This window comes from Nocardioides sp. NPDC054178, assembly GCF_055585005.1.
In genome coordinates this window covers 271,506-295,454 of the sequence record NZ_JBVJKY010000001.1, presented here as the reverse complement: position 1 = coordinate 295,454, position 23,949 = coordinate 271,506, and the positions used below count along the sequence as shown (strand labels likewise).

Below are 23,949 nucleotides of genomic sequence, written 5' to 3'. Positions count from 1 at the left end.
CCCGTTCCCGATCCCGGAAGGAGGGCCCGTCATGGCCCAGACCCCGTTCGACCTGTTCTCGATCGACCACCTCCTCACCGAGGAGGACCGTGCCATCCGCGACACCGTCCGCGCCTATGTCGACAAATCGGTGAAACCCCATGTCGCCGACTGGTACGAGACCGGCCAGATCCCCGCCACAGAGCTGGCCAAGGAGCTGGGCGACCTCGGCGTCCTCGGCATGCACCTGGAGGGCTACGGCTGCGCCGGGACCTCCGCGACGGCGTACGGCCTCGCCTGTCTCGAGCTCGAGGCGGGTGACTCCGGGCTGCGCTCGCTGGTCTCGGTCCAGGGGTCGCTGGCGATGTACGCCCTCTGGAAGTGGGGCAGCGAGGAGCAGAAGCAGGAGTGGCTGCCCCGGATGGCCGCCGGGGAGGCGATCGGCTGCTTCGGTCTCACCGAGCCCGACTTCGGCTCCAACCCCGGCGGCATGCGGACCCGCGCGCAGCGCGACGCCGGCGGCGACTGGATCCTGACCGGCAACAAGATGTGGATCACCAACGGCTCCGTCGCCGACGTCGCCGTGATCTGGGCCCAGACCGACGAGGGCAGCGACGGCAAGGGCGTCCGCGGCTTCGTGGTCCCCACCGACACCCCTGGCTTCTCCGCCCCGGCGATCAAGCACAAGCTCTCGCTGCGCGCCTCGGTGACCAGCGAGCTGGTGCTCGACGACGTACGACTCCCCGCCTCCGCCGCCTTCCCCGAGGTCAGGGGCCTGCGAGGTCCGCTCTCCTGCCTCAACGAGGCGCGCTTCGGCATCGTCTTCGGCGCCCTGGGTGCTGCCCGCGACTGCCTCGAGACCGCCATCGACTACGCGGCCGGACGGGACATCTTCGACAAGCCCCTCGCGGCGTACCAGATCACCCAGACCAAGCTCGCCGACATGACCCTCGAGCTCGGCAAGGGCATGCTGCTCGCCGTCCAGCTCGGCCGGCTCAAGGACGAGGGACTGCTCCGTCCGGAGCAGATCTCGCTCGGCAAGCTCAACAACGTCCGCGAGGCGATCGCGATCGCACGGGAGTGCCGCACCATCCTCGGAGCCGCCGGCATCACGCTGGAGTTCCCGGTCATGCGCCACGCCAACAACCTGGAGTCGGTCCTCACCTACGAGGGCACCAGCGAGGTGCACCAGCTGATCATCGGCCAGGCGCTGACGGGGCAGGCGGCCTACCGCTAGAAGGCTCCGCCCTGCTGGCCGACAGCAGCCCACCGAGCAGGAGGGCGAGCGACACCAGCAGGAGTACGCCACCGATGCCGAGCAACACACCGATCGCGGCGCCCAGCATCGGCACGGTCGCCCCGATCGCTGCGACGGCGGTCACCGGCGCACTGCCGTCGGCGTTCATCACCACGATGGTCCAGTCGCCCGACTCGATGTCCCAGGTGAGGGTCCGCGGTCCGGTGCCGGTGGTCGAGGCGGTCCAGATCCCGGCGTCCGCGGGAAGAATCGTCGGAGGGCCCCCGGCCACGGCGTCGTACGTCGGGGTCCGGCCGTCGAAGCCGTCGATCGTCGAGTGCTGGACGCCGTCGAGGTACGCGGCGACGTCCTCGGAGCGCGCGATGCCGACGAAGACCGGCCGCTCGTCGGCCGAGGTGACGACCAGCCTCGCGTCGCCGATCAGTCGTTCGGGGACGTCCACCCCGGGGCCGGTCTCCACGGAGATCGTCTCGGAGGTGATCGCGTGGCCCGGAGCGGAGATCGCGACCACGTCGGTCATCAGATAGCCGTCGGAGTCGCGCAGGAACGAGGCCACCGTCAGAGCGGCTCCGCCGGCGAGGAAGCCGAGCGAGATCACCAGGAGGACGCTGCCGGCCACGACGGCGACGACCCGCCCGGGGGTCCAGCGGCTTCGCGACGGGAGCGGGTCGGCAGGTCGCTCGCTCGTCACGGGCCCCGCCTCGGTCCGCCACCCTGCTGGATCACTCACGGAACAGTCCGATGATGTTGCCGCCGGGGTCGCGAAACATCGCGAAGAGCCCGACACCGGGTATCTCGGTGGGCGGCACGACGGTCTCGCCGCCCAGCTCGCCGACGCGACGGAGGCTGCCCTCGAGGTCGTCGGTCGAGGCGTACACCGTGACGTAGGAGGGCATCTCGCCGCGGGCCTGCATGACCCCGCCTCCGATGCCGCCCTCCGAGGGCTCGACCAGCCAGTAGTCGGGGCCGGACTCGTTGATGTCCCAGCCGAACAGGTCGCGGTAGAACGCAGCCAGTCCCGACCCGTCCGATCCGGCGATCTCGAAGTGCACCACAGGATGTGCCACCACCGTCTCCTTTCGTCTCGGTCGAGCATCCGACGAGGCGCCGGCACGATCACAGGGGAGAAGGGCCGCGCCGGCTGGTCATTGGTCCTGCCCCCGGAGTCACTGCTCTCGCCTCGACGAGACCGCCGCTGCGTGCGACCCGGCGAGGTCCAGCGCGATCGCCAGGATCAGCGTGCCGGTCCAGACGTTGACCGGGTCGAACAGGAGCGGCTCATCGGCCCCCACGTTGTTCGCGATGAGCCAGATGATGAACCAGACGATCGTCATCGGCGATCCCACCTTCCACCGCGCGTCCCCACGACTGCGCCTGCTCACGACGCTAGAGCCGCCATCGACTCATCGGTGAGGGCCGAACTGCCCGTACGCCGGGACGGTGGTCCCTCAGCTCGCACGCGCACCAAAGCAAACTTTCAGCCGCGCCCTTGACGTGTATGAGGTCGGTCACACACTATGAACGGGAACGTTCCCGCAAACGTTCCCATCCATCGAACACGAGGAGCCCACTCATGAACCTCGACCTCCGCGGCCTCACCCCCGCGCCCGTCACACCTTTCACTCGCGACCTCGAGGTCGACTACGACGCACTCGCCTCGCTCACCCGCTGGTACGCCTCGACCCCCGGCATCACGGGCCTGGTCTACCTGGGCCACGCCGGCGAGGGCACCTACCTCACCCCCGAGGAGCAGGTGCGAGTCATCGAGGTCGCCGTCGAGAACGCCGGGGACGTCCCCGTGATCGCCGGGATCACCGGCGAGGGCGACAAGGTCGCCGGCCTCGAGGCCAAGCGAGCGATGGAGGCGGGCGCCCGTGCCGGGCTCCTCTACCCCTCTCATGGATGGCTGCGCTTCGGCTACCAGAAGGGTGCGCCCCAGGAGCGCTACCGCATCGTGCACGAGGAGTCCGGCCTCCCGCTGATCCTGTTCCAGTACCCCGACGCCACCAAGGCCACCTACGACCTCGCCACCCAGCTCGAGATCGGTGCCCAGCCCGGCGTCTTCGCCACCAAGAACGGGGTGCGCAACATGCGCCGCTGGGACACCGAGATCCCCGTTCTTCGCCAGGAGCTTCCCGACCTGCAGATCCTGAGCTGCCACGACGAGTATCTGCTGCACACCATCTTCGATGTCGACGGTCTGCTGGTCGGCTACGGAGGCATCGCGCCGGAGCTGCTGGTCGAGTTCATCGCGGCAGGCAAGGCAAAGGACTACTCCGAGGCTCGCCGCATCCACGACGCCCTCCTGCCCGTCACCAAGAACGTCTATCACCGCGGCTCCCACATGGAGGGAACGGTCGCGCTCAAGCTGGCCCTGGTCGAGCGCGGCAAGCTCGAGCACGCCGCCGTACGCCCGCCGTTGCTGCCGCTGGCGCCCGAGGCCCAGGGCGAGATCTCGCTCGCGCTCAAGCACGCCGGCATCATCTGAGCCGAGGTCGGGCACCGACGCCGGCTACACCGTGCCGGCCCTGCGGCAACCCGCACGGGCCGGCACCCACACCGCACAACACGAACCGCCACCACGCCGCCCACTCTCCGCAGCGCCTCGTCCCTCACAGGGCTTCGCGCGGAGCAGCCCTCGACGGCATCATGTCGACTGTCCCGGTCGGCTGCCGCCCCATCCGACGCCAGACGCGTCGTGAGCGTTCTTCCGCACATCCCACCGTCATCCGGGGAGTGCCGAGATGAGAGGACCTCCCATGTCCCACCCCAACGCCGTACCAGCCGCCGCACCGGCCGCCGTATCGTCCAAGACCGTGGACGCCTCGCCCCGCCCAGCCTCCCCGCCGCGCAAGCGCGGATTCCTTCAGATGCTGAAACTGATGGGGCCGGCCTTCATCGTCGGTGCGTGGCAGTTCGGGCCGGGCAATCTCGTCTCCGCCGTCCAGGCAGGGAGCCTCTACACCTACGACCTGATCTGGGTCATCGTCCTCTCCACCGTGCTGATGCTCGTCTTCGCAGACATGAGCGTCCGCATCGGGATCTCCTCACTCGGTTCCGTCGTGGCGACCATCAAGGAGACGCTCGGCAAGCCCACCGGCGTCGCCGCCGGGCTCGGCGTCTTCGGCATCACGCTGTGCTTCTCGGTCGGGAACGCGGTCGGCACCGGCCTCGGCCTCTCCCTGGTCCTCGGCGGCAACCCGGTGATCTGGACCATCGCGTGCAGCGTCCTCGTCGTCGCCATCCTCTTCACGCGCAGCGCCTACAAGGTGATCGAGAAGCTGGTGCTCGCCATCGTCGCCCTGATGGCAGCCGCGTTCATCGTCACCGCCATCGTCACGAAGCCGGACTGGCTCGGTGCCGCCGAAGGTGCCGTCGTGCCCACGGTCCCGCACGGTGTCGGCCTCCTCATCGTTGCCCTGGTCGGCACCAACTTCTCGCTCAACGCCGCCTTCTACGCCGGCTACGCCAGCCGCGAGCGCGGCCTCCAGCGAGCCGACTACCGCGACACGACGATCGCCGACACCATCCCCGGGATCATCGCCCCCGGCTTGATGACCGCGCTCGTGATCGCGGCGGCCGCGGCGACGCTCGCCGGCGAGGGTGGACCCGCCGGCGCCACGATCCAGCAGTTCTCCGCTGTCCTGGAGCCCGTGGCCGGCGAGGTCGGGCGTACGATCTTCGCCCTCGGCTTCTTCGGTGCCGCCCTCTCCGCGATGATCGCGAACGCCACCGCGGGCGGAACGCTTCTCGCCGACGGCCTGGGGCTGGGGAACCAGATCTCCTCCAGCCGGGTACGGATCGGCATCGTCGGCGTGCTCACCTTCGGCGCGAGCGTCACCATCCTCGCTGCCGGAACATCGCCGGTGCAGCTGATCATCGCCGCCCAGGCGATGACCGTCCTGATCGCCCCGCTCCTGGGCATCCTGCTGGTGATTCTCGCCAACAACCGCCGCCTGATGGGCGACCTGCGCAACCACTGGTGGCAGAACGTGCTGGCCGCGGTCGGGCTCATCACCATCATCGCCATGTGCTACCAGCTCATCGACACGATCACCACGATGCTCTCGAACGTGTGACCTCGAGGCGGACGTACGGCCCGGTCGGCAGCACCTGCCGACCGGGCCGTCGCGCTCCGCAATCCCGACCCGTCGGAGCGGTTATGCTCGCGCCGACGGCGAGGAGGTGACACATGGCGGATGCAGCGGGCACGGATACGCCAGGCGCGGCACGATCCGCACGCGCGACGATCCGCGACGTCGCCCGCGAGGCCGGCGTCAGCACGTCGACCGTCTCCCGGGTGCTGGACGAGCGACTGCCACCCTCTCGCAACGAAACCGCGGAACGCGTGCGTGAGGTAGCCGCTCGCCTGGGGTATCGCAAGGACTCCCGTGCCTCCGCCCTTCGCCGCCAGCAGAGCGGCACCATCGGCGTCCTCGTACCCCGGCTGAGCGACACCGTGATGGCCATCCTCTTCGAGAACATCGCGGCCGCCGCGGCCGAGCGACAGATGTTCGCGATCGTGGCCACCACCGCCGACGACCCGAACTCCGAACGGTCTGCGGTGGAGAGCCTTCTGGACCAGCACGTCGACGGCCTCGTCCTCACCACCGCACGGTCGGACGACGCGGTGATCCCCGACCTGCGCGAGCGAGGCGTCCCCCTGGTCCTCGCGCTGCGACACGACGGCGTGACGCCGGCCGTCGTCGGCGACGACGAGCTCGGCGGCTACCTCGCGACGCGCCACCTCCTGGACCTCGGTCACCGCGAGATCGCGCTGGTCGCCGGGCCGTCGTACGCGACGAGCGCCGTCGGACGTGTTGCCGGGTTCCGGCGAGCGATGGCCGAGGCCGGCATCGATGACATCGACCATCTCATCCACCCGTCGACGTTCGGGATGGAGTCCGGGGAGGAGGTCGGTCGCCGCATCCTCGCCTCGTCACCGCGGCCCACCGCCGTGTTCGCCGTGAACGACAACACCGCCGTCGGTGTGCTGGCGGCCGCCCGGGCCGCCGGACTGAGCGTCCCCGACCAGCTCTCGGTCGTGGGCTACAACGACATCCCCCTGGCCGCACGCCTCCCGGTGCCCCTCACGACCGTTCACGTGCCGTTCGACCAGATCGCCGCGCGCGCCGTCGCCGCCCTCGCTCGTCTGCTCGCAGCACCCGGAGAGGTGCGACCCGGCGACACCACGACCGTGATGCCCTCGCTGATCCCGCGCGCCTCCACGGCACCCCCCACGATGCCGGTGGCGTGAGTTCCGGCTTCAGCAGACCTCCAGCCGCTCAGCCCTGCTGACGCAGGTAGCGGCCGAAATGGGGGACGGTGAAGGCGATCCGGCCGCGTTCGCCGGAGTAGATCAGGCCCTTCTTCATCAGCGCGTCCCGCGCCGGGGAGAGCGACTGCGGCTTCTTGTTGAGGAAGGCGGCGACGTCGGCGGTGGCGACGGTGCCGATGTCGTCGGCGCCGAGCTCGACGGCGGCATCGGCCATCGCGCGCAGGTAGTCGCGCTCGGCGGGGGTGGCGCGCTCGTAGCGTGAGCCGAAGAAGCCGACGGCCAGCTCGCGCTCGGCCTCGGGGGCCGCCACCTTGACGTCCTCCACGGTGATCGGGGAGCGGGGCGCCTGGTCCCACACCGTCTTGCCGTAGGCCTGGATGAAGTAGGGGTAACCGCCGGTGGCGGCGTACATCTCCGCGAGGGCGGCGGACTCGAACTCGGCCTCCTCCTCGCCGGCCGGGGCGGCGAGGGCGCGGTCGGCGGCCTCGCGCTCGAGGCGGTCGATGCGCTGGTAGGAGAAGAGCCGCTCGGAGTAGGACTTGCTCGCCGAGAGCACGGCCGGCAGGTGCGGCAGACCGGCGCCGACGACGATCACCGGGAGCCCCGACTGGCTGATTTCGTGGCAGGCCGCGCACATCGCCGAGACGTCGTCGGGGCCGAGGTCCTGCATCTCGTCGATGAAGACCCCGACGCCCTTGCCGACGTCGGCGGCGAGCCCGCCGACATCGGTGAGCAGCTCGACCAGGTCGATCTCGATGTCACCGGAGTCGGCCCGGCCCCGCACGGCCGGCGCCTCGATGCCGGGGGACCACTGCTCGCGCAGCTTGGCGTTGGGGCCGGCCTCCCGCTGGGCGAAGGAGCGGATCACGCCGAGCACGTGGTCGACGTCGTCGGAGCTCGGGTGACCGAGCTCGCGCACCGCCTGGTGCAGGGCGCTCGAGAGCGGCCGGCGCAGCGACTGGTCGGGGCGCGCCTCCATCTTCCCGGTGCCCCAGCCCTTGCGGACCGCCGCCGACCGCAGCGTGTTGAGCAGGACCGTCTTGCCCACGCCACGGAGGCCGGTGAGCACCAGCGATCGCTCCGGGCGACCGCGCGCCACCCGCTCCAGCACCACGTCGAACTGCCCGAGCTGCTCGTTACGCCCGGCGAGCTCGGGGGGCCGCTGACCGGCTCCAGGAGCGTACGGATTGCGGATCGGGTCCATGATCAGACGATATCCACATCTCTAGGACGCGTCTTAGATTTTGCTAGCGATCCACATCTTTCATGAACGTAGGTCTCTATTCGTCTTTCTAGGATGAACCTTAGAAAGGCGCAGACTCTCACATCGACCGCTAGTCTCGAACGTGTGTTCGATCATAGCGGGATTCTCTCCCCGAGTGCAAGCCTGACGACCTAGACTCGCGGACATGCCGGAACTCCCCGAGGTGGAAGCGCTCGCCGAGGACCTGCGCGGGCGCCTCGACGGCCGCGCGATCACGAAGGTGCATGTCGCGCAGTTCAGCGCCCTGAAGACGTACGACCCGCCGCTGACCGCCGTCGAGGGCACGCTCGTCGACAACGTGACCCGTCACGGCAAGTTCATCGACATCGAGGCGAGCGGCGTCCATCTGGTGCTGCACCTGGCCCGCGGCGGGTGGATCAGATGGCGCGACGAGGTCCCGGCGACACCGCCCCGGCCGGGGTCGAAGTCGGGGCTGGCGATCCGGGTCGTACTCGACGACGGCTCCGGGCTGGACATCACCGAGGGCGGCACCAAGAAGCGCCTGGCGCTCTACGTCGTCCACGACCCCCAGGACGTCCCGGGCGTCGCCTCGCTGGGTCCTGACCCGCTCGCCGACGACTTCACGCTGGCCCGGTTCCGCGAGATCCTCGCACGCCAGGGCCGCAAGCAGATCAAGGGCGTGCTGCGGATGCAGTCGATCATCGCGGGCATCGGCAACGCCTACTCCGACGAGATCCTGTGGGCGGCGAAGATGTCGCCGTTCAAGCCCGCCGAGATGACCGAGGAGGAGTCGGAGAGCCTCTACGACGCGCTGCGAACGACCCTCCAGGAGGCCGTCGCGCGCGACTCCGGCCTGGCGATGAGCGAGCTGAAGGGCGAGAAGAAGTCCAACCTCGCCGTGCACGGCAAGGCCGGCAAGAAGTGCCCGGTCTGCGGGGACACGATCCTCGAGGTCAGCTTCGCCGACTCGAGCCTGCAGTACTGCCCCACCTGCCAGACCGGCGGGAAGCCGCTCGCCGATCGCCGCATGTCCAGGCTCCTCAAGTAGGCTTGACGGGTGACCATCCCCACCGTCGAGATCGCCGGAGTGCCCGATCCCCTGCCCGTGGCAGTCCTGGACGTCCGCGAGGACGACGAGTGGGCAGCCGGCCACATCGAGGGAGCGACCCACATCCCGCTCCAGGAGCTCCCGGCACGCCTCGGTGAGCTTCCCGAGGGCCAGACCCTGGTGGTCTGCAAGGTCGGCGGTCGCAGCGCCCAGGCGGTCAACTACCTCGCCCAGCAGGGCTTCGAGGTCGTCAACCTCGCCGGCGGGATGCTCGACTGGGCCGCGGCCGGGCGGCCGATGGTCAGCGAGACCGGCGCCGAGGCGTACGTCCTCTAGATCCGCTGGGCCCCCGGACCGCCGAACGCCTCCGGGAGCGGCAGCCTGAGCGCCTTCTCCAGGCGGTCGAGGTAGTCGTTGCGACCCACCTCGACGACGCCGAGCGAGGCCAGATGGTCGGTGCGCCACTGCACGTCCAGGATCCGCTGGTCCATCGACCCCGCGTCGCGCAGCGCCGAGACCAGCCCGACCAGGGCGACCTTGGACGCGTCCCGGACACGGTGGAACATCGACTCCCCGGCGAAGAGACCGCCGATGGCAACGCCGTAGAGCCCACCGACCAGGCGGTCGTCCTGCCAGGCCTCGACCGAGTGAGCCCAGCCCAGCTCGTGCAGGGTGCCGTAGGCCCGGCGGATCCGCTTGTCGATCCAGCCGTGCGGTCGCCGCGGGTCGGCGCACGAGGCCACCACCTCGTCGAAGCGGGTGTCGATCCTGATCTCGAAGTCCCGCACCGACCTGCGCAAGGACCGCGAGACGACGAGCCCGTCCAGCGGAAGTACGCCGCGCCTGACCGGCGAGAACCACATCATCGGATCGCGCGGGGACTCCCCGGGCATCGGGAAGATCCCGTGCCGGTATGCGGCCAGGAGTGTCCCGGGCGCGACGTCCGCACCCATTCCCACCAGATCGTCCAGCTCTGCCCCGCCATGGCCTGCACCTGGGTCCCGAAGGTCGGCGAAGGCCCACGGCGACGGCTCCGGTTCGATCGGACCCCCAAGATTCGCCACGACGAAACGTTATCGTCCCCGTACGGCCCCAACCACCACACATTTAAGATTTGCCCCATGATCGGTCCCAAGTCAGTGCTCACCAGTGCGGCTGGCCGGCTCGCACCCAAGGTCATCCAGTCCGCGCCCGGCGTGACCACCACCGTGGTCCGGCAGGCGCTGCACCACGCGATCGTCGGGGTCGGCCCGCTCCCAGCAGCGGCCGCGGCCGCCGAGAAGCACCTCAAGGAGCACGACAACGACGTCGAGCTCGCGGTGAAGCACGTCATCGACAACCACGTGCGGCTGGCCGGTGTCGGCGGCTTCGCGACCAACATCGGCGGTGTGGTCACCCAGGCGATCACGCTCCCGGCCAACATCACCGGGATGGCCATCATCCAGTGCCGGATGGTGGCCGTGATCGCGCATCTCCGCGGCTACGACCTGACCGATCCTCGGGTGCGCAACGGCATCCTGCTCACCCTCCTGAGCGAGGAGAAGGTCGGCAAGCAGATCAAGGCGAAGAAGATCCCCGCTCCGCCGATGGCCATCGCGACCGCGCCGACCTACGACCGCACGATCGATGCCCTCGTCGCCTCGGAGGTGGCTCAGGAGCTGCTCAGCCGGGTCACCGGGAGGGGCATGATCTCCATGGCCGCCAAGCGAGTGCCCCTGGTCGGCGGCGTCGTCGGCGCCGGGGCCGACGGGTGGGTGACCTACCAGATCGGTCGCTACGCATCGCGCGAGCTGCTGCCGCGTCACGCCGACAACGGCTGAGGCCGGCGCACAGGAACTTCACAGGTTCCTCCCACGTTCCTCCGAGCACGGAGCCCCACACTGTTGGTGTCCGCTTGGGAGGAGCAGCAGATGACCGTCGACACGACGTGCGCCCCGATCAGCCCGGCCCGCCCTGCCGAGGTCGAGGACAGACCTCACCTGCTTCTCCTGGGTGGTGTGCCCGGCGCCGGCAAGAGCACGCTGATCCGCGACGTCGCCGGCCGACGTCGTGACGTACGCACTCTCGATCCGGAGACGCCGGGGCGCTGGCTCGCGGCTCGGCTGCCGGAGGTGCCCTACCGCGTCTACCGGCCGCTGGTGCACCTGTGGCACGCGATCGCGACCCTGGTCCTCGTCCTGCTCGGCCCGGCCCCCGGTGCCCACGCCCTCCTCGTCCACGACCCGGCCACCAGGCCCGGCCGGCGCGAGCTGCTCGGGCGGATCGCCCATGCCCGCGGCTGGCGTACGTCGCTGGTCATGATCGACGTGCCGCGCGTCGCCGCGATCGACGGCCAGCACGAGCGCGGGCGGATCCTCCGCACGGAGTCCTTCGACCGTCACTGGCACCGCTGGACCGACCACCAGCCGCGGCTCCTGACCGCGGCGACCTTCGGTGACGCCGACGGGTCCTGGGACCGCGTCCACGTCGTCGACCGTGCCCGCGCCGCGGAACGGCTCGAGGCGATCCTCTAGCGCCGAAGGAGCCGGTAGACCTTCAGGACCGCGCGGCCCCACCAGCGACGTTCGAGACCCTCGCGGGCACGCTGCTTCGGGACCAGCGACCGGGTGTGCTCCAACTCGGCACGGAGCCGGCCGACCTCGTCCTCCAGCCGCTCCTCCGACTTGCGCAGCCGGATGGCCTCCTGGAGCAGCGCGTCGATGGTGGCGACGCCGGCGTCGAGGACCTCGCGCGAGGAGATGGTGTCGGGGTCGATGAACGGCTTGCCCGCGAGATCCTCCGGCACGAGCAGCTCGTCGAGGCCGCCGACCACGTCGTAGCCGCGCCCGGAGAGGGCCTTCACCCAGCTCTCGGAGAGCGACTCGACCCACGGCAGGATCGAGGGGGAGAGCGCCAGGCGCGCGGAGTCGCGGCGCTTGGCCAGCGTGCGGTGAGCCAGGAACTCGCGCACGAACGGCCGGTAGTCGGCCGGCTCGAGCACCGGCACGACCGCCAGGTTGATCTCACGGAGCAGGGCGGCCTCGGGCACGCCGAGGGACGGGTTGCCGCGGTCGATCCCCTCGAAGTCGATGGTCAGGTCGTCGAGGTCGAAGGCGGTGGAGAACCGCTCCCACAGCAGCGTCGAGGGCGACCCCGGCGGCGGGACGGTGATCAGGTGGACACGCTCGGGCGCGATGCCCTGGGTCCACCGGTCGAGGATGTCGGGCAGCTCCTGGACACCCCAGAACCAGGACCCGATCCGTCCCTCGCGGGCGGGGTCGCGGATCTCGTCGAGGAAGTCGGCGTAGCTCACCACCGAGCGGTGCTTGACGTTCTCCTGCCACTCGGCCGGGATCTGCCGGGCCAGGTCGCGCGCGGAGAGCATGATGTGGATCTCGGAGTCGCCCAGCGAGTCGAGCGCATGCTTGGCCTGCTGCCAGGAAGCGCTCGCCAGGATCTCGTGGGAGATGATCACGGTGCCGTTCTCGACGGCGCGCACCTTCTCCGCGAGCGCGTCCCAGGCGCCGGTCGCCTCCTCCTCGATGCCGCCCCAGGGCAGGTCCATCAGGTCGAGGGCCGCGAGGAAGTGGGCGTCGAAGCGGTCGGCGAAGTAGTGGACTCCCTGCTCGGCGAGGGACTCCCGGTTGTGGAAGAGGACGTCTTGAAGATAGGACGTGCCCGTCTTCGGTGTGCCGACATGAAGCAGCACGCGCCGCCCAGTCTCCAACGTTCTACTCCTCTAGGAACGCCCCGCCAGCAATGACAACGCGAGCGCCAGCGCCCGGCGCTCATCGGGACCCTGCGTCGCCGCCCCTGAGGGGAGCAGCCGGTCAGGGTCTCCGTGGAGAGCGTATCCGGCTCGGACCAATGCATCACGTTGGGCCCGCGCCTGTGTTTCGACCCAATCCAAACTTTCCGCGGGAACGCCGACCTCCCGGGCGTCCGGAACGAGCGGTTCGAGCTTCTCCAGCCGCGGTCGCAGCCGGTCGAGCAACAGCTTCCGCTGGCTCTCTAGGTCGGTTCGTACGCTGAGCACCTGCCCGATCACGCGGGCGACCTCGTTGGCCTCGGCCGAGACCGGCCAGGGGCCGGGCAGGCTGTCCACGCCGAGGAGGCCGGGCAGCAGAGCGGGGTCGGTGACGATCTCGACGCGGTCCTTGCCGACCCGGTCGGCCCACCACCGGGCGATCCGGGGCAGGTCGGCCCGCGGCCCGAACCAGCCGCGCCACTGCGCGTCGCGCATCCAGATGTGCCACGGGTTGACCCGGTTGGTGAAGGTGCGGAACTTCCACGCGCCGGCGGCGACCTCGTCCAGCGGGCCGCCGAGGACGTAGACGGTGTAGTCCTCGCCGCCGGGCAGCCGTCCCTGCCGCTCGAGCTCCTCGCGGATCGGCAGCGTGAGCCACGGCGAGCCGACCAGGCGATAGGGATACCGCTGCTGGTCGGGCTCCGTCTTCCTGGGCCGGCGTGACCACCTCCGCCGGCGCGTGACCGGCTCGGTCTCCCCGGTGGCGAGCAGGTCCTCGGCCAACCGCACGCTCGCCGCCCTCAGCAGCTCCCGCGGCGACAGCGTCGCCGGATCGACCGGCAGCGGACCGTACGTCCTCGTCTCGGTGTCCCCGAGCAGCGGCAGGTCGCGGCGGCCACGGCCGGGCGGGCTGGTGCGCAGCAGCGCCTCGACCCGGTGCGGCTCCGAGGGGCCGGTCTCGTTGAGCCGCCGCAGCAGCTCGAGCAGCTCGGCACCCGGCAGGTGTGCGGTCGTGAAGGGCGCGGCGGGCTCGGACCAGGACGTCCAAGGAGTCGTACCGCCCTCGCGCAGGTGCGCGGCCCAACCCCAACCCCTGGTGGGTGTCGGCGTGGCTGGCATCAGGAGCGTCGCCCCTTGACCCGCCGCATCACCCTGGCGGCGCGGGAGGCGACCGGGCCCTGGGGCGGGTCGGTGCGGGCGGCCTCGACGACGACCGCGACCAGGGCGTCGATCGCCGCGTCGGCGACGTCCTTGGCGCGCGGCGCATCCGGGTCGATCCACTCGACGTCGGCGTCGGGGCGCTGCGGGCGGAGGTCGTCGAGGTCGCCGGAGATGTCGACCTTGGCCAGCTCGGCCCACTCGATCCAGGAGTCGGCGACCTGGTCTGCCCAGTCGAAGACGGTCGGCGGCAGGGTGACCCGCTCGCGGCCGTCACGGTGGGCGAGGGTGCGCTTGGCGATCACCTCGGTGACCATGTGGCGGTAGTCCTCGCGGGGCAGCTCCTGCGACTCGAGCCGCGCGTTGAGCCGGCGCAGCAGCGTCGCCTCCGCCCGGCCGAGCGACTGGTTGTGGCGGTCGCTGTCGATCGGGGCCCAGGACTCCTCGATCCCGACGACCTCGCAGAACCGGCGCCAGAGCACCTCGCTCGGCGCCCCGTCGTGCGGCACGGTGACCAGGTGCACGCGCTCCGGCGGCAGGTTGCGACCCCACCGGCTGAGCACGTCGGGCAGGCCGTGCGTACGCCAGAACCAGGCGGCCGAGCGCGACTGCTTCGCGGTCTGCATCCGCTCGAGGTAGCGCGCGAAGGTGACCTTGCGCTCGCGCTGCACCTGGTCCTGCCATTCGGCTGCCAGCACGCGCGCGATGTCGCGGGCGGTGTAGACGATGTGCACCTCGGTGCGACCGCCCTCACCGAGGTCGGTCATCGCCTTCTCGACCCGGTCGGGCCTGGCGCCGGCGAAGAGGTGGTGGCTGATCAGGATCGTCTCGGACTCGTGGCGGCGCACGCGTTTGACCAGCGTGTCCCACTCGCCGTGGACGGTCTTCCTCATCCCGCCCCACGGGCGGTCGATCAGGTCGAGCGCCGGCCGGAAGAAGTCGGGCTGGCTGCCGACCGGGTAGAAGACGCCATGCTTCTCCAGGGACACCCGGTTGTGGAACAACCTGTCCTGGAGGTATGTCGTGCCCGTCTTCGGAGCGCCGACGTGGAGAAAGACTTTGCGCGCCATGATCCCGCTATTCTGCACCAAGTTAGTAGAGATTGTCGCGGCGGTCCGTCTTTTGTCACCCGGCCGTCACTCTTGTGTGCAGTCTAGGACGTACGGCCAGCTAGGACCGCAGGGCACGTACGACGGCCGAGGGGCTCGGCCTGCCGAGATGGCCGGCCAGCCAGCTGCTCGTGTCGGCGACCTTGTCGAGATCGACGCCGTGCTCGATCCCCAGGCCGTCGAGCATCCAGAGCAGGTCCTCGGTGGCCAGGTTGCCGGTCGCGCTCTTGGCGTAGGGACACCCGCCCAGGCCGCCGGCGCTGGCGTCGTAGGTGGTCACGCCGCTCTGGAGGCCGGCGAGCGTGTTGGCCAGGGCCTGGCCGTACGTGTCGTGGAAGTGCAGCGCGAGCCGGTCGGTCGTGACGCCTGCGTGTGTGAATGCCTCGATGAGGGCCTTCACGTGCCCTGCCGTCGCGACGCCGATCGTGTCGCCGAGGCTGAGCTCGTCGGCGCCGAGATCGAGGAGCCGCTTGCCCGCCTCGACCACCTTCGCGATCTCGACCCGCCCCTCCCAGGGGTCGCCGAAGCACATCGAGAGGTAGCCGCGGACAGTCATGCCTGCCGTCTTCGCGCGGTTCATCGTCGGCTCGAACATCGCCCACTGACCGTCGAAGGTCTGGTTGAGGTTCTTGTTGGCGAACGTCTCCGTCGCGCTGCCGAAGATCGCGATGTGCCGCAGCCCCAGCTCCAGCGCCCGGTCGAGACCCTTCTCGTTGGGCACGAGCACCGGGAGCTCTCGCGCCCTGTCGCCGAGGCGGTCGACCAGCTCCTCCATGAGCTGTTTCGCGTCGGCCAGCTGCGGCACCCACTTCGGGTGCACGAAGCTCGTCGCCTCCACCGGGCTCAGTCCGGCGTCGAGCAGCCCGGTGATCAGGTCGGCCTTCACACCGGTGTCGATCGCCGTCTTCTCGTTCTGGAGGCCGTCACGCGCACCGACCTCGTAGATCGTGATCCTGCTGGGCAGGTCGTCGTGGCGTACGACTGCGGGGAGATCACTCATGCTTGCCAACCTAGTCCTCGTGGGGTCTGACAGATACGAGACAGAGATCTGAGAGCGCGCTCTGACACCGTCGAACCGACGCTCGGACAGCCGGGTCCGAGCCTGAACGACAGGCAGGTCCTCACATGTCGAACCCGACTCTCACCATGGTGCGGCCGCGCGGCCCGCATCGCTCCGCGGCCCTTCTGCTGGCCGCTGTCATCACGACGATCATCACCACCGCCGGACTCGTCGCCGGCTTCGCAACATCCGCATCGGCCGCGACCCAGACCTTCCGCAACCAGGCCACGGGGCTGTGCCTCGAGGACACCACGACCGAGCCGCGCACCGCGGCCTGCGCCGGCGTCTCCACGCAGCAGTGGACCGTGAAGGTCTGGAACGACGGCACCCGTCGCCTCCAGAACGGCAGGACCGGGGAGTGCCTGCACGCCCAGCTGGGCACCGGCACCGGCGTCATCTTCCTGCGCAGCCTCCCGTGCAACGACAGCGAGCAGCAGAGCTGGTGGGTCAAGCGCTGGGCCGACGGGACCATCAGGTTCCAGAACGAGGCCTACGACTGGTGCATCCGGGATCCGTACGTCGGGAGCCTGGCCGAGTGCGACAGCAGCGAGAACCAGAGCTGGTACTGACGGATCAGTCCGCATCGGGCGACACCACGAACAGCTCCGCCCCGAGCGGCACCTGGGAGCCGGCGCCGACACCCACGACGGTGACGGTGCCGGCGAACGGGGCCTTGAGGGAGACCTCCATCTTCATCGCCTCCATGACGCCGAGGACCTGGCCCTCCTCGACCTGGTCGCCGACCTGGACGCGGACGTCGATGACGGTGCCGGGCATCTTGGCCTCGACGGCCCCGTCGCTGTGATGGGCGGCGGCGCCGGCGACGCGGTCGGGCGGGGAGAAGTCGAACCGGTGGCCCTCGTGGACGATCTCGGCGAGACCGGGCTGGACGTTGATGGCCGCCCAGTGGCGTACGCCGTCGACGATGGCGACCAGGACGTGGTCGGCCGCGCTGATCTGCCTGACCAGATGGTCATCCACGCGGCCGGACGAGCGGTCGACGGTGACGCTGCGGTCGAGGTCGACGATCGTCGGCGCCGGCGAGCCGGCGAGCCGCCAGCCGTCGGCGCGGAAGGGCGTCGTGGTGTCCGAGACCGCCGCCAGCATCGCGCTGACCCACGCGACGAGGGTCCGCGGGACGTCGGGGTCAGGTGCGGGCACCTCGTTGCGGTCGAGCCAGGCGGTGTCGATCTCCGCGTCGCGGAAGGCGTCAGAGGCGGCCAGCACCCGCAGGAAGCCGGTGTTGGTGGTCAGGCCGAGGACGGCGGTCGCGTCGAGCGCCTTGATCATCGCCGCCCGAGCCGCCTCGCGGTCGGCGCCGTGGACGATGATCTTGGCGAGCATCGGGTCGTAGGCGGTGCTGACCACCTGCTCGCTCTCCAGGGCGTGCTCGACGCGAGCACGCTCGGGCCAGCGCACGATGCTCGTCCGGCCTGCCTGGGGCAGGAAGCCCTCGAAGGCGTCCTCCGCGTAGACCCGGACCTCGATGGCGTGGCCGTCGACGCGTACGTCGTCCTGGGTGATGCCCAGCGGCTCACCGGCCGCGACCCGGAGCTGGAGCGCGACGAGGTCGACACCGGTGATCTCCTCGGTCACGGGGTGCTCGACCTGGAGGCGCGTGTTCATCTCCAGGAAGTAGGCGTCGCCAGTGGCGTCGTCGAGCAGGAACTCGACGGTCCCGGCGCCGGTGTAGCCGACCTGCTTCGCGAGCGCGACGGCGCTGGTCAGGATCAGGTTCCGCTGCTCGTCGGTGAGCGTCGGGGCCGGGGCCTCCTCGATCACCTTCTGGTGGCGGCGCTGGGTCGAGCAGTCGCGCTCGAAGAGGTGGATGACGTTGCCGTGGGTGTCACCGAAGACCTGGACCTCGATGTGGCGGCCACGCTCGACGTACTTCTCGATCAGGAGGGTCTCGTCGCCGAAGGCGCTGAGCGCCTCGCGGGCGGCAGCCGCCCGCGCCTCGTCCAGCTCCTCCGGCGAGCGGACGATGCGCATGCCCTTGCCGCCACCACCGGCCGCGGCCTTGACCAGCAGCGGATAGGGGCTGTCCTCGCCCCGCGGAACCACGGGTACGCCGGCGGCGACCGCGATCTCCCGGGCCGCGTCCTTGCGGCCCATCTGCTCGATCACCTCGGGCGTCGGGCCGACCCAGGTCAGCCCGGCCTTCGCCACCGCCCGCGCGAACTCGGCCCGCTCGGAGAGGAACCCGTAGCCCGGGTGGACGGCCTCGGCGCCTGCCTCGGCGGCGGCCGCGACCACCGCGTCGGCGTCGAGATAGGACGCGACCTCGACGGCCTCGTCGGCATCGCGTACGTGGGGCGCGTCCACATCGAGCGCGGTGTAGATCGCGACCGTGCGGATCCCCAGCTCACGACAGGTGCGGAAGACACGGCGTGCGATCTCGCCGCGGTTGGCGACCAGAACACTCTCGAACACGGTCATCACATCCTGAAGATTCCGTAGTTGGGCTCGGGCGTGGGCGCGTTCGCCGCCACCGCGAGCCCCATCGCCAGCACCCGTCGGGTGTCGGCGGGGTCGATGATGCCGTCGTCCCACAGACGCGCGGTGGCGTAGTAGGGCGAGCCCTGGGTCTCGTACTGGTCCCGGATCGGCGCCTTGAACTCCTCGTCGTCCGGCTTGCCCGCGACCGTCGCGAGCACCGATGCGGCCTGCTCGCCGCCCATGACCGAGATCCGCGCGTTGGGCCACATCCACAGGAACCGCGGGTCGTAGGCACGTCCGCACATGCCGTAGTTGCCGGCGCCGTAGGACCCGCCGATGACGACGGTGAACTTCGGGACCACGGAGCAGGCGACCGCGGTGACGAGCTTGGCGCCGTCGCGGGCGATGCCCCTGTTCTCGTACTCCTTGCCGACCATGAAGCCGGTGATGTTCTGCAGGAACACCAGCGGGATGCCGCGCTGGTTGCACAGCTCGACGAAGTGGGCACCCTTGAGCGCCGACTCGGAGAAGAGGATGCCGTTGTTGGCGACGATCCCGACCGGCTGCCCCTCGATGTGGGCGAACCCGCAGACCAGCGTCTCGCCGTAGAGCTGCTTGAACTCCTGGAGCCGGGAGCCGTCGACGATGCGGCGGATCACCTCGCGTACGTCATAGGGGGTCTTCGTGTCGGCGGGCACCACGTCGGCGAGCGTCTCGGGGCACTCCACGGGCTCGTCGTACGTCGTCGTCCGCGTCTCCTGCTCAGGGAGCGTCGAGACGATGCCACGGACGATCTCGAGGGCGTGCTTGTCGTCGTCGGCCAGATGGTCGACGACGCCCGACTTCGTCGCGTGGACGAGACCGCCGCCGAGCTCCTCGGCGGTGACCTCCTCACCGGTGGCCGCCTTCACCAGCGGCGGACCGCCGAGGAAGATCGTGCCCTGGTCGCGCACGATCACCGTCTCGTCGCTCATCGCCGGCACATAGGCGCCGCCGGCGGTGCACGAGCCCATCACCGAGGCGATCTGCGGGATGCCCTTCGCGGACATGTTGGCCTGGTTGAAGAAGATCCGCCCGAAGTGCTCGCGGTCGGGGAAGACCTCGTCCTGCTTCGGCAGGAACGCGCCGCCGGAGTCGACGAGGTAGATGCACGGCAGGTTGTTCTCCGCCGCGATCGTCTGCGCCCGCAGGTGCTTCTTGACGGTCAGCGGGTAGTAGGTGCCGCCCTTCACGGTCGCGTCGTTGGCGACGACCATGCACTTGCGGCCCGCGACCAGCCCGATGCCGGCGATCACCCCCGCGGACGGCACCGCCCACTCATCCCCGTCGTCGTACATCCCGTACGCCGCCAGCGGACTCACCTCCAGGAACGGCGACCCCGGGTCGAGGAGTCCGTCCACCCGGTCGCGCGGAAGCAGCTTCCCGCGGTCGGTGTGCCGTTGCCGGGAGCGTTCGCTCCCCCCTTGCCGTACACGCTCGAGCCGCTCACGCAGCTCGTCGGTCAGCTCGCGCAGATTCGACGCCATGGGAGGAGGTTAACGTTCATTAACCTCGTGTGACAAGCCCCACTCCGAAGTCGGCCGCGCGGACCGCTACTCGGCGAGGGCGGCGCGGGCCATCTTGGTGAGCACGGCGCGGGTCGGCTCCTCGGGGAGGACCCGGTTGTGCGGGGTGGAGTTGATCAGCCCGAAGACGCCGTGGGCCATCGCCCGGGCGGTGTCGGGGGTCAACGCCGGGTCGCGGTCGCGGAGCTGGTCGGCCCAGAGGTCGACGTACTTCCGCTGCAGGGTGCGCACCTGCTCGCGCGCCTCGTGCGGCAGCGACTGCCAGTCGCGCTCCTGCACGACGATCAGGGCCCGGTCACGCAGCGCGAAGTCGACATGCCAGTCGATCAGCGCCTCGATGGCCTCTGCGGTGCTCGATGCGCCCTTCACCCGGACCCGTCCTTCACGGAGCAGCTCCTGGGAGATCGAGACGAGCATCTCGGCGAGCATCGCGTCCTTGCTCGGGAAGTGCTTGTAGAGCGCCGGGCCGGAGATGCCGCAGGCAGCGCCGAGCTCGGAGACGGAGACTCCGTGGAAGCCGCGCGCCGCGAAGAGCTCGGCCGCGGTGTCCAGGATCTGCTCGCGCCTGGTCTTCGTCGGGGCCGAGGTCATTGCACGAGGTTATCGCGTGATCACCACAGGCATCTCACTCCTCGAGCAGATGGCGTGCTCGGAGCACCGCGTCGAGCGCGATCTCGACGTCATCGACCTGGTCTCGGGTCGCCTCGCCAGGCGCAGCGATCTCGGCCGCCGGCCCCTCGTCGCGGTCCCCGGGGATCGCCCTCCGCAGCCGGCCCACCAGCTCCTCACGCTCCGCTCCACGCAGATGGAGCAGGACGGAAGCGTCGCGATCGACCGTCCAGCAGAGCTGGTGCAGCACTGCGAGCGAGTGGCCGCACACCGCATGCCAGTGACCGCAGGTGCAGGTCACCGCGAGCTCCTCGCCGTAGGGCACCAGCTCGACCCCGGCCTCCTCGGCGTGCTCGGCCACGTCCAGCGGCAGCTCTCCGACGAGGAGTGCCTCGGCCCGCTCGGCCGATGCGCCGAGGACCTCCGAGAGCGCGGCGACGTCGTCTGCGCTCAACACCGGAACCGTGCCGGTCACCGTCCACAACCCGCGCTCGTCATCGACCGCCGCGGCGAATCTCCCGGTCTCGACGACGAGACCTCCGATCCGCCCCGAGCGGGCGATCGAGCGGGCTCCGGAGAGCTGGTTGTCGTCGTACGCCAGCTCCTCGATCGCCCGCAGGAACGCCCGCCCCCACCACGACTCGACCCGCACCATCCCGCGCCGGTGCGGCTCGCGGGCGAAGGTCAACGCCAGGCTCATGAGGCGATCCGGCGGCGCTTCCGGCGCTGCTGGGGGCCGAGCTTGACCAGCTCGCGGAGCTCGGCGTTGGACAGCTCGGTGAAGGCGGCCTCGCCGCCTCCGAGGACCGCGTCCGCGAGGACCCGTTTGCGCTGCAGGAGCTCGGCGACGCGCTCCTCGACGGTGCCCTGGGTGATGAGCCGGTGCACCTGGACCGTACGCGTCTGACCGATGCGGTGAGCCCGGTCGGTCGCCTGGTCCTCGACGGCCGGGTTCCACCACCGGTCGACATGGATCACGTGGTCGGCGCGGGTCAGGTTGAGCCCGACCCCACCGGCCTTGAGCGAGAGCAGGAAGACCGGCACCTCACCGTCCTGGAAGCGCTCGACCATCCGGGAGCGTTCCGCGACCGGGGTGCCGCCGTGCAGGAACTGGTGCTCGACACCGGAGGCGGCCCAGTGGGCCTCGAGGAGACGGGCCATCGCGACGTACTGCGTGAAGACGAGCACCGCCCCCGACTCGGCGAGGACGGTCGAGACCAGCTCGTCGAGGATGTCGATCTTCTGCGACCGCCCGGTGATCCGGCCGCCCTCCTGCTTCAGGAACTGCGCCGGGTGGTTGCAGATCTGCTTGAGCCCGGTGAGCAGGCTCAGCACCAGGCCGCGACGCTGCGGGTCGTCGGCGTCGAGCCGCTCGATGCGGGCCATCGCGTCGCGGACGTACGCCTCGTAGAGCACCGTCTGCTCGCGGGTCAGCGACAGCAGGTGGTCGGTCTCGGTCTTGGGCGGCAGCTCAGGAGCAACCCCGGGGTCCGACTTGCGGCGCCGCAGCAGGAACGGGCCGACCAGCGCGGCGAACTCCTTCGCCTTCCCGACGTCGGCGCCGGCCTCGATCTGGCTCGCCCAAGCCCTCCGGAAGGCGAGGCGGCTGCCGAGCAGCCCCGGCACGCACCAGTCGAGCAGCGCCCACAGCTCGGTCAGGTTGTTCTCCACCGGGGTGCCGGTCAGCGCCACCCGGGCGTGCGACGGGATCTCGCGCAGCGCCTTCGCGGTCGCCGAGGCGGCGTTCTTCACGTGCTGCGCCTCATCGGCGACGACGAGCCCCCACGGCACCGCCGAGAGCAGCTCGGTGTCGCGCCGCATCGTCCCGTACGTCGTCAGCACCACGCCGCTCGCACCGTCGAGATCACGCTCGGCACCGTGATGGCGCCGCACCTCCACCTCGGGCGCGAACCGGGCGAGCTCGGCCTCCCAGTTGCCCAGCAGGCTCGCCGGGCACACCACCAGGGTCGGCCCGGCGTGCTCCTTCTGCCGATGGAGATGGAGCGCGATGGTCATCAGCGTCTTCCCGAGACCCATGTCGTCGGCCAGGCATCCGCCCAGGCCGAGCGAGGTGATCCCGGCCAGCCAGGTCAGCCCCTCGACCTGATAGCCGCGCAGGGTGGCCTGCAGCTCGGGTGGCACCTCGACCGCCGGGCCCGACGTCGCCGCGATCACCTCGTCCCGAAGCCGCGCGATCGAGGCCCCGACGATCACCTTCTCGCCCGGCGCCGCCTCGGCGACCTCCTTCGGCACCTGGCCGGTCAGGGCGACGGCCAGCGCCTCCCCGCCGCTGATCCGCTTGAGCAGCCGCTTGCGCGCACGGCGGAGCACCGAGGGATGGACGACCGCCCACGCACCTCTCAGCCGCAGCACCGGACCCGCGGCCGCCGCCAGCGCGTCCATCTCGGCGGCGTCCAGCGGCTCACCGCCGAGCGCCACCTGCCACTGGAAGGCGAAGAGGCCCTTCTCCCCGAGCGGCGACTCCCGCATCAGGTCCTCGCGCGCACGGGTGGAGGTCGACGGCGCCCGATCCACCGCCACCGACGTGGTCAGGTCGCGTGAGAGGGAGCGCGGCCAGAGCACGTCGACACCGCGCCCCTGGAGCCGCTCGACCCCGTCCTCGAGCAGGTCGACGACCTCGTCGTTCGCCAGGGTCAGGGACGAGGGCACCGGCAGGTCGAGCAGCCTGTCGAGCACGGGCCACGCCTCCGCGGCACCACGAAGGGCGACCTGCGCATGCGTACGCGCCCGGGGGCCGAACCCGTGATCGTCGGCCTCGTCCCACAGTCTCGCGGCGTCGGCCACGTGCAGGGGGTCGGCCTCGTCGTGCACCTGCGGCACGAGCGTCAGCGACCCGGCGAGCAGATCCTCCTCCGGGGCCTCGACCCGGAACGAGAGCCGCACCAGCGACGGCAGCGAGGCCGTCACCGGGCCCTCGTCGGTCCGATAGCGCGACAGCCGGGTCTGCAGCGACTCCCGGAACGCGCCCGATCCGGATGCCTTCGGCGCCGAGGTCGGCACCGCGTCCGCGACCGCGGCCACGACCTCTCGCACCAGGAGCTCGGCCGCCTCGTCGTCGAGATCCTCATAGGCGCGCGAGGAGGCCAGCAGCCGCACCCGCTCCTCGTCCTCCGGCGTGTAGCGGACCGCCCACGAACCATCGGCCGGCTCGAGCTGCCCCGCAGCCACGAACCGGAGCCCGAGATGAGCTGCCGACGCGACCAGAGCGACCGAGGGATGCAGGTCGGTCGCTGCGTACGCCTTCTTCAGCACCGGCAGCGCGGCCCGCATCGGCAACGACACCGACCGCCGCGAGTCCACGAACTCCACGGCCGAGTCCCGTGGCGGCTGCGCGGGCCGGAAGACCGCACGGCCGGTGACGGGTACGAAGGACATGGAGACGACCGTAGCCGCCACCACCGACTGTTTCTCATCCTCGAGGATGAGGGGTTCGCCCCCGAAGGTTGAGGCGCGCAGTTCGGGGCGCTGTCACG

General features: G+C 70.5%; 23 protein-coding genes. 9 read left to right on the top strand and 14 right to left on the bottom strand.

The genetic code is table 11. The annotated features are described in order from the left end of the window. Positions 1-31: 31 nt before the first annotated feature. A complete protein-coding gene (locus tag ACZ6WN_RS01460; RefSeq protein WP_465862232.1) occupies positions 32-1,216 on the top strand; it encodes an acyl-CoA dehydrogenase family protein in 1,185 nt (394 codons plus the stop codon). Here the strand turns inward: ACZ6WN_RS01460 and ACZ6WN_RS01455 are convergent. The 3 genes from ACZ6WN_RS01455 to ACZ6WN_RS01445 form a co-directional block, all read right to left on the bottom strand. Then, positions 1,176-1,928: a hypothetical protein gene (locus tag ACZ6WN_RS01455; protein ID WP_465862231.1), complete on the bottom strand. Its 753-nt coding sequence runs from the start codon at positions 1,926-1,928 to the stop codon at positions 1,176-1,178. The genes ACZ6WN_RS01460 and ACZ6WN_RS01455 overlap by 41 nt on opposite strands. Positions 1,929-1,959: 31 nt before the next feature. Then, complete coding sequence (locus tag ACZ6WN_RS01450) at positions 1,960-2,304, bottom strand: VOC family protein (RefSeq protein WP_465862229.1); 345 nt, start codon at positions 2,302-2,304, stop codon at positions 1,960-1,962. A 99-nt stretch (positions 2,305-2,403) separates the two neighbouring features. Continuing rightward, positions 2,404-2,571, bottom strand: a complete 168-nt coding sequence (locus ACZ6WN_RS01445) for a hypothetical protein (protein ID WP_465862228.1) — start codon at positions 2,569-2,571, stop codon at positions 2,404-2,406. Positions 2,572-2,810: 239 nt separating this feature from the next. On the opposite strand from ACZ6WN_RS01445, the gene ACZ6WN_RS01440 reads away from it, so the two are divergent. The 3 genes from ACZ6WN_RS01440 to ACZ6WN_RS01430 all read left to right on the top strand — a co-directional run bounded on the left by ACZ6WN_RS01440 (position 2,811) and on the right by ACZ6WN_RS01430 (position 6,494). Continuing rightward, positions 2,811-3,725: a dihydrodipicolinate synthase family protein gene (locus tag ACZ6WN_RS01440; RefSeq protein ID WP_465862226.1), complete on the top strand. Its 915-nt coding sequence runs from the start codon at positions 2,811-2,813 to the stop codon at positions 3,723-3,725. Between the two features lie 271 nt (positions 3,726-3,996). Then, complete coding sequence (locus tag ACZ6WN_RS01435) at positions 3,997-5,316, top strand: Nramp family divalent metal transporter (protein ID WP_465862224.1); 1,320 nt, start codon at positions 3,997-3,999, stop codon at positions 5,314-5,316. A 113-nt stretch (positions 5,317-5,429) separates the two neighbouring features. After that, positions 5,430-6,494, top strand: a complete 1,065-nt coding sequence (locus ACZ6WN_RS01430) for a LacI family DNA-binding transcriptional regulator (protein WP_465862222.1) — start codon at positions 5,430-5,432, stop codon at positions 6,492-6,494. Positions 6,495-6,522: 28 nt separating this feature from the next. Here ACZ6WN_RS01430 and ACZ6WN_RS01425 read toward each other — a convergent pair whose 3' ends face one another. After that, positions 6,523-7,719 (bottom strand): AAA family ATPase, encoded by a 1,197-nt coding sequence (locus ACZ6WN_RS01425; RefSeq protein ID WP_465862220.1) that lies wholly within the window; start codon positions 7,717-7,719, stop codon positions 6,523-6,525. Positions 7,720-7,924: 205 nt separating this feature from the next. Here ACZ6WN_RS01425 and ACZ6WN_RS01420 point away from each other — a divergent pair, with 205 nt between their 5' ends. Together ACZ6WN_RS01420 and ACZ6WN_RS01415 are read left to right on the top strand one after the other, a co-directional pair. Beyond that, positions 7,925-8,788, top strand: a complete 864-nt coding sequence (locus tag ACZ6WN_RS01420; protein ID WP_465862219.1) for an Fpg/Nei family DNA glycosylase — start codon at positions 7,925-7,927, stop codon at positions 8,786-8,788. Between the two features lie 9 nt (positions 8,789-8,797). Then, positions 8,798-9,124: a rhodanese-like domain-containing protein gene (locus tag ACZ6WN_RS01415; protein WP_355228780.1), complete on the top strand. Its 327-nt coding sequence runs from the start codon at positions 8,798-8,800 to the stop codon at positions 9,122-9,124. On the opposite strand, the gene aat is transcribed toward ACZ6WN_RS01415, so the two are convergent. Further along, positions 9,121-9,741: a leucyl/phenylalanyl-tRNA--protein transferase gene (gene aat / locus ACZ6WN_RS01410; RefSeq protein WP_465862218.1), complete on the bottom strand. Its 621-nt coding sequence runs from the start codon at positions 9,739-9,741 to the stop codon at positions 9,121-9,123. The two genes, ACZ6WN_RS01415 and aat, sit on opposite strands and share 4 nt — an antisense overlap. Before the next feature lie 168 nt (positions 9,742-9,909). Between aat and ACZ6WN_RS01405 the strand changes: the two genes are divergently transcribed. After that, positions 9,910-10,608, top strand: coding sequence for an EcsC family protein (locus ACZ6WN_RS01405; RefSeq protein WP_465862217.1), 699 nt, complete (start codon positions 9,910-9,912; stop codon positions 10,606-10,608). A gap of 90 nt (positions 10,609-10,698) precedes the next feature. After that, entirely contained in the window at positions 10,699-11,301 is a 603-nt protein-coding gene (locus tag ACZ6WN_RS01400; protein WP_465862216.1) for an AAA family ATPase, read from the top strand. Here the strand turns inward: ACZ6WN_RS01400 and ACZ6WN_RS01395 are convergent. The 4 genes from ACZ6WN_RS01395 to ACZ6WN_RS01380 all read right to left on the bottom strand — a co-directional run bounded on the left by ACZ6WN_RS01395 (position 11,298) and on the right by ACZ6WN_RS01380 (position 15,782). After that, complete coding sequence (locus ACZ6WN_RS01395; RefSeq protein WP_465862215.1) at positions 11,298-12,476, bottom strand: hypothetical protein; 1,179 nt, start codon at positions 12,474-12,476, stop codon at positions 11,298-11,300. The genes ACZ6WN_RS01400 and ACZ6WN_RS01395 overlap by 4 nt on opposite strands. Positions 12,477-12,506: 30 nt before the next feature. Beyond that, the gene (locus ACZ6WN_RS01390) at positions 12,507-13,634 is read right to left on the bottom strand and encodes a hypothetical protein (protein ID WP_465862214.1); all 1,128 of its coding nucleotides are present in this window, start codon (positions 13,632-13,634) and stop codon (positions 12,507-12,509) included. Then, positions 13,634-14,743, bottom strand: coding sequence for a hypothetical protein (locus ACZ6WN_RS01385; protein ID WP_465862213.1), 1,110 nt, complete (start codon positions 14,741-14,743; stop codon positions 13,634-13,636). Before ACZ6WN_RS01385 ends, ACZ6WN_RS01390 begins: the two co-directional genes overlap by 1 nt. Positions 14,744-14,843: 100 nt before the next feature. Continuing rightward, entirely contained in the window at positions 14,844-15,782 is a 939-nt protein-coding gene (locus ACZ6WN_RS01380; RefSeq protein WP_465862211.1) for a hydroxymethylglutaryl-CoA lyase, read from the bottom strand. 125 nt (positions 15,783-15,907) lie between these two features. Here ACZ6WN_RS01380 and ACZ6WN_RS01375 point away from each other — a divergent pair, with 125 nt between their 5' ends. Continuing rightward, a complete protein-coding gene (locus ACZ6WN_RS01375; protein ID WP_465862210.1) occupies positions 15,908-16,411 on the top strand; it encodes an RICIN domain-containing protein in 504 nt (167 codons plus the stop codon). Positions 16,412-16,415: 4 nt separating this feature from the next. Here ACZ6WN_RS01375 and ACZ6WN_RS01370 read toward each other — a convergent pair whose 3' ends face one another. From ACZ6WN_RS01370 to ACZ6WN_RS01350, 5 genes are all read right to left on the bottom strand, one after another. Beyond that, the gene (locus ACZ6WN_RS01370) at positions 16,416-18,281 is read right to left on the bottom strand and encodes an acetyl/propionyl/methylcrotonyl-CoA carboxylase subunit alpha (protein ID WP_465862209.1); all 1,866 of its coding nucleotides are present in this window, start codon (positions 18,279-18,281) and stop codon (positions 16,416-16,418) included. Then, the gene (locus ACZ6WN_RS01365) at positions 18,281-19,807 is read right to left on the bottom strand and encodes a carboxyl transferase domain-containing protein (protein ID WP_465862207.1); all 1,527 of its coding nucleotides are present in this window, start codon (positions 19,805-19,807) and stop codon (positions 18,281-18,283) included. Before ACZ6WN_RS01365 ends, ACZ6WN_RS01370 begins: the two co-directional genes overlap by 1 nt. Positions 19,808-19,873: 66 nt before the next feature. Then, the gene (locus ACZ6WN_RS01360) at positions 19,874-20,437 is read right to left on the bottom strand and encodes an SACE_7040 family transcriptional regulator (protein WP_465862206.1); all 564 of its coding nucleotides are present in this window, start codon (positions 20,435-20,437) and stop codon (positions 19,874-19,876) included. Positions 20,438-20,471: 34 nt separating this feature from the next. Further along, complete coding sequence (locus ACZ6WN_RS01355) at positions 20,472-21,155, bottom strand: SWIM zinc finger family protein (protein WP_465862205.1); 684 nt, start codon at positions 21,153-21,155, stop codon at positions 20,472-20,474. Further along, positions 21,152-23,851, bottom strand: coding sequence for a DEAD/DEAH box helicase (locus ACZ6WN_RS01350; protein WP_465862204.1), 2,700 nt, complete (start codon positions 23,849-23,851; stop codon positions 21,152-21,154). The genes ACZ6WN_RS01355 and ACZ6WN_RS01350 overlap by 4 nt, the downstream gene beginning before the upstream one ends. Positions 23,852-23,949 lie beyond the last annotated feature (98 nt).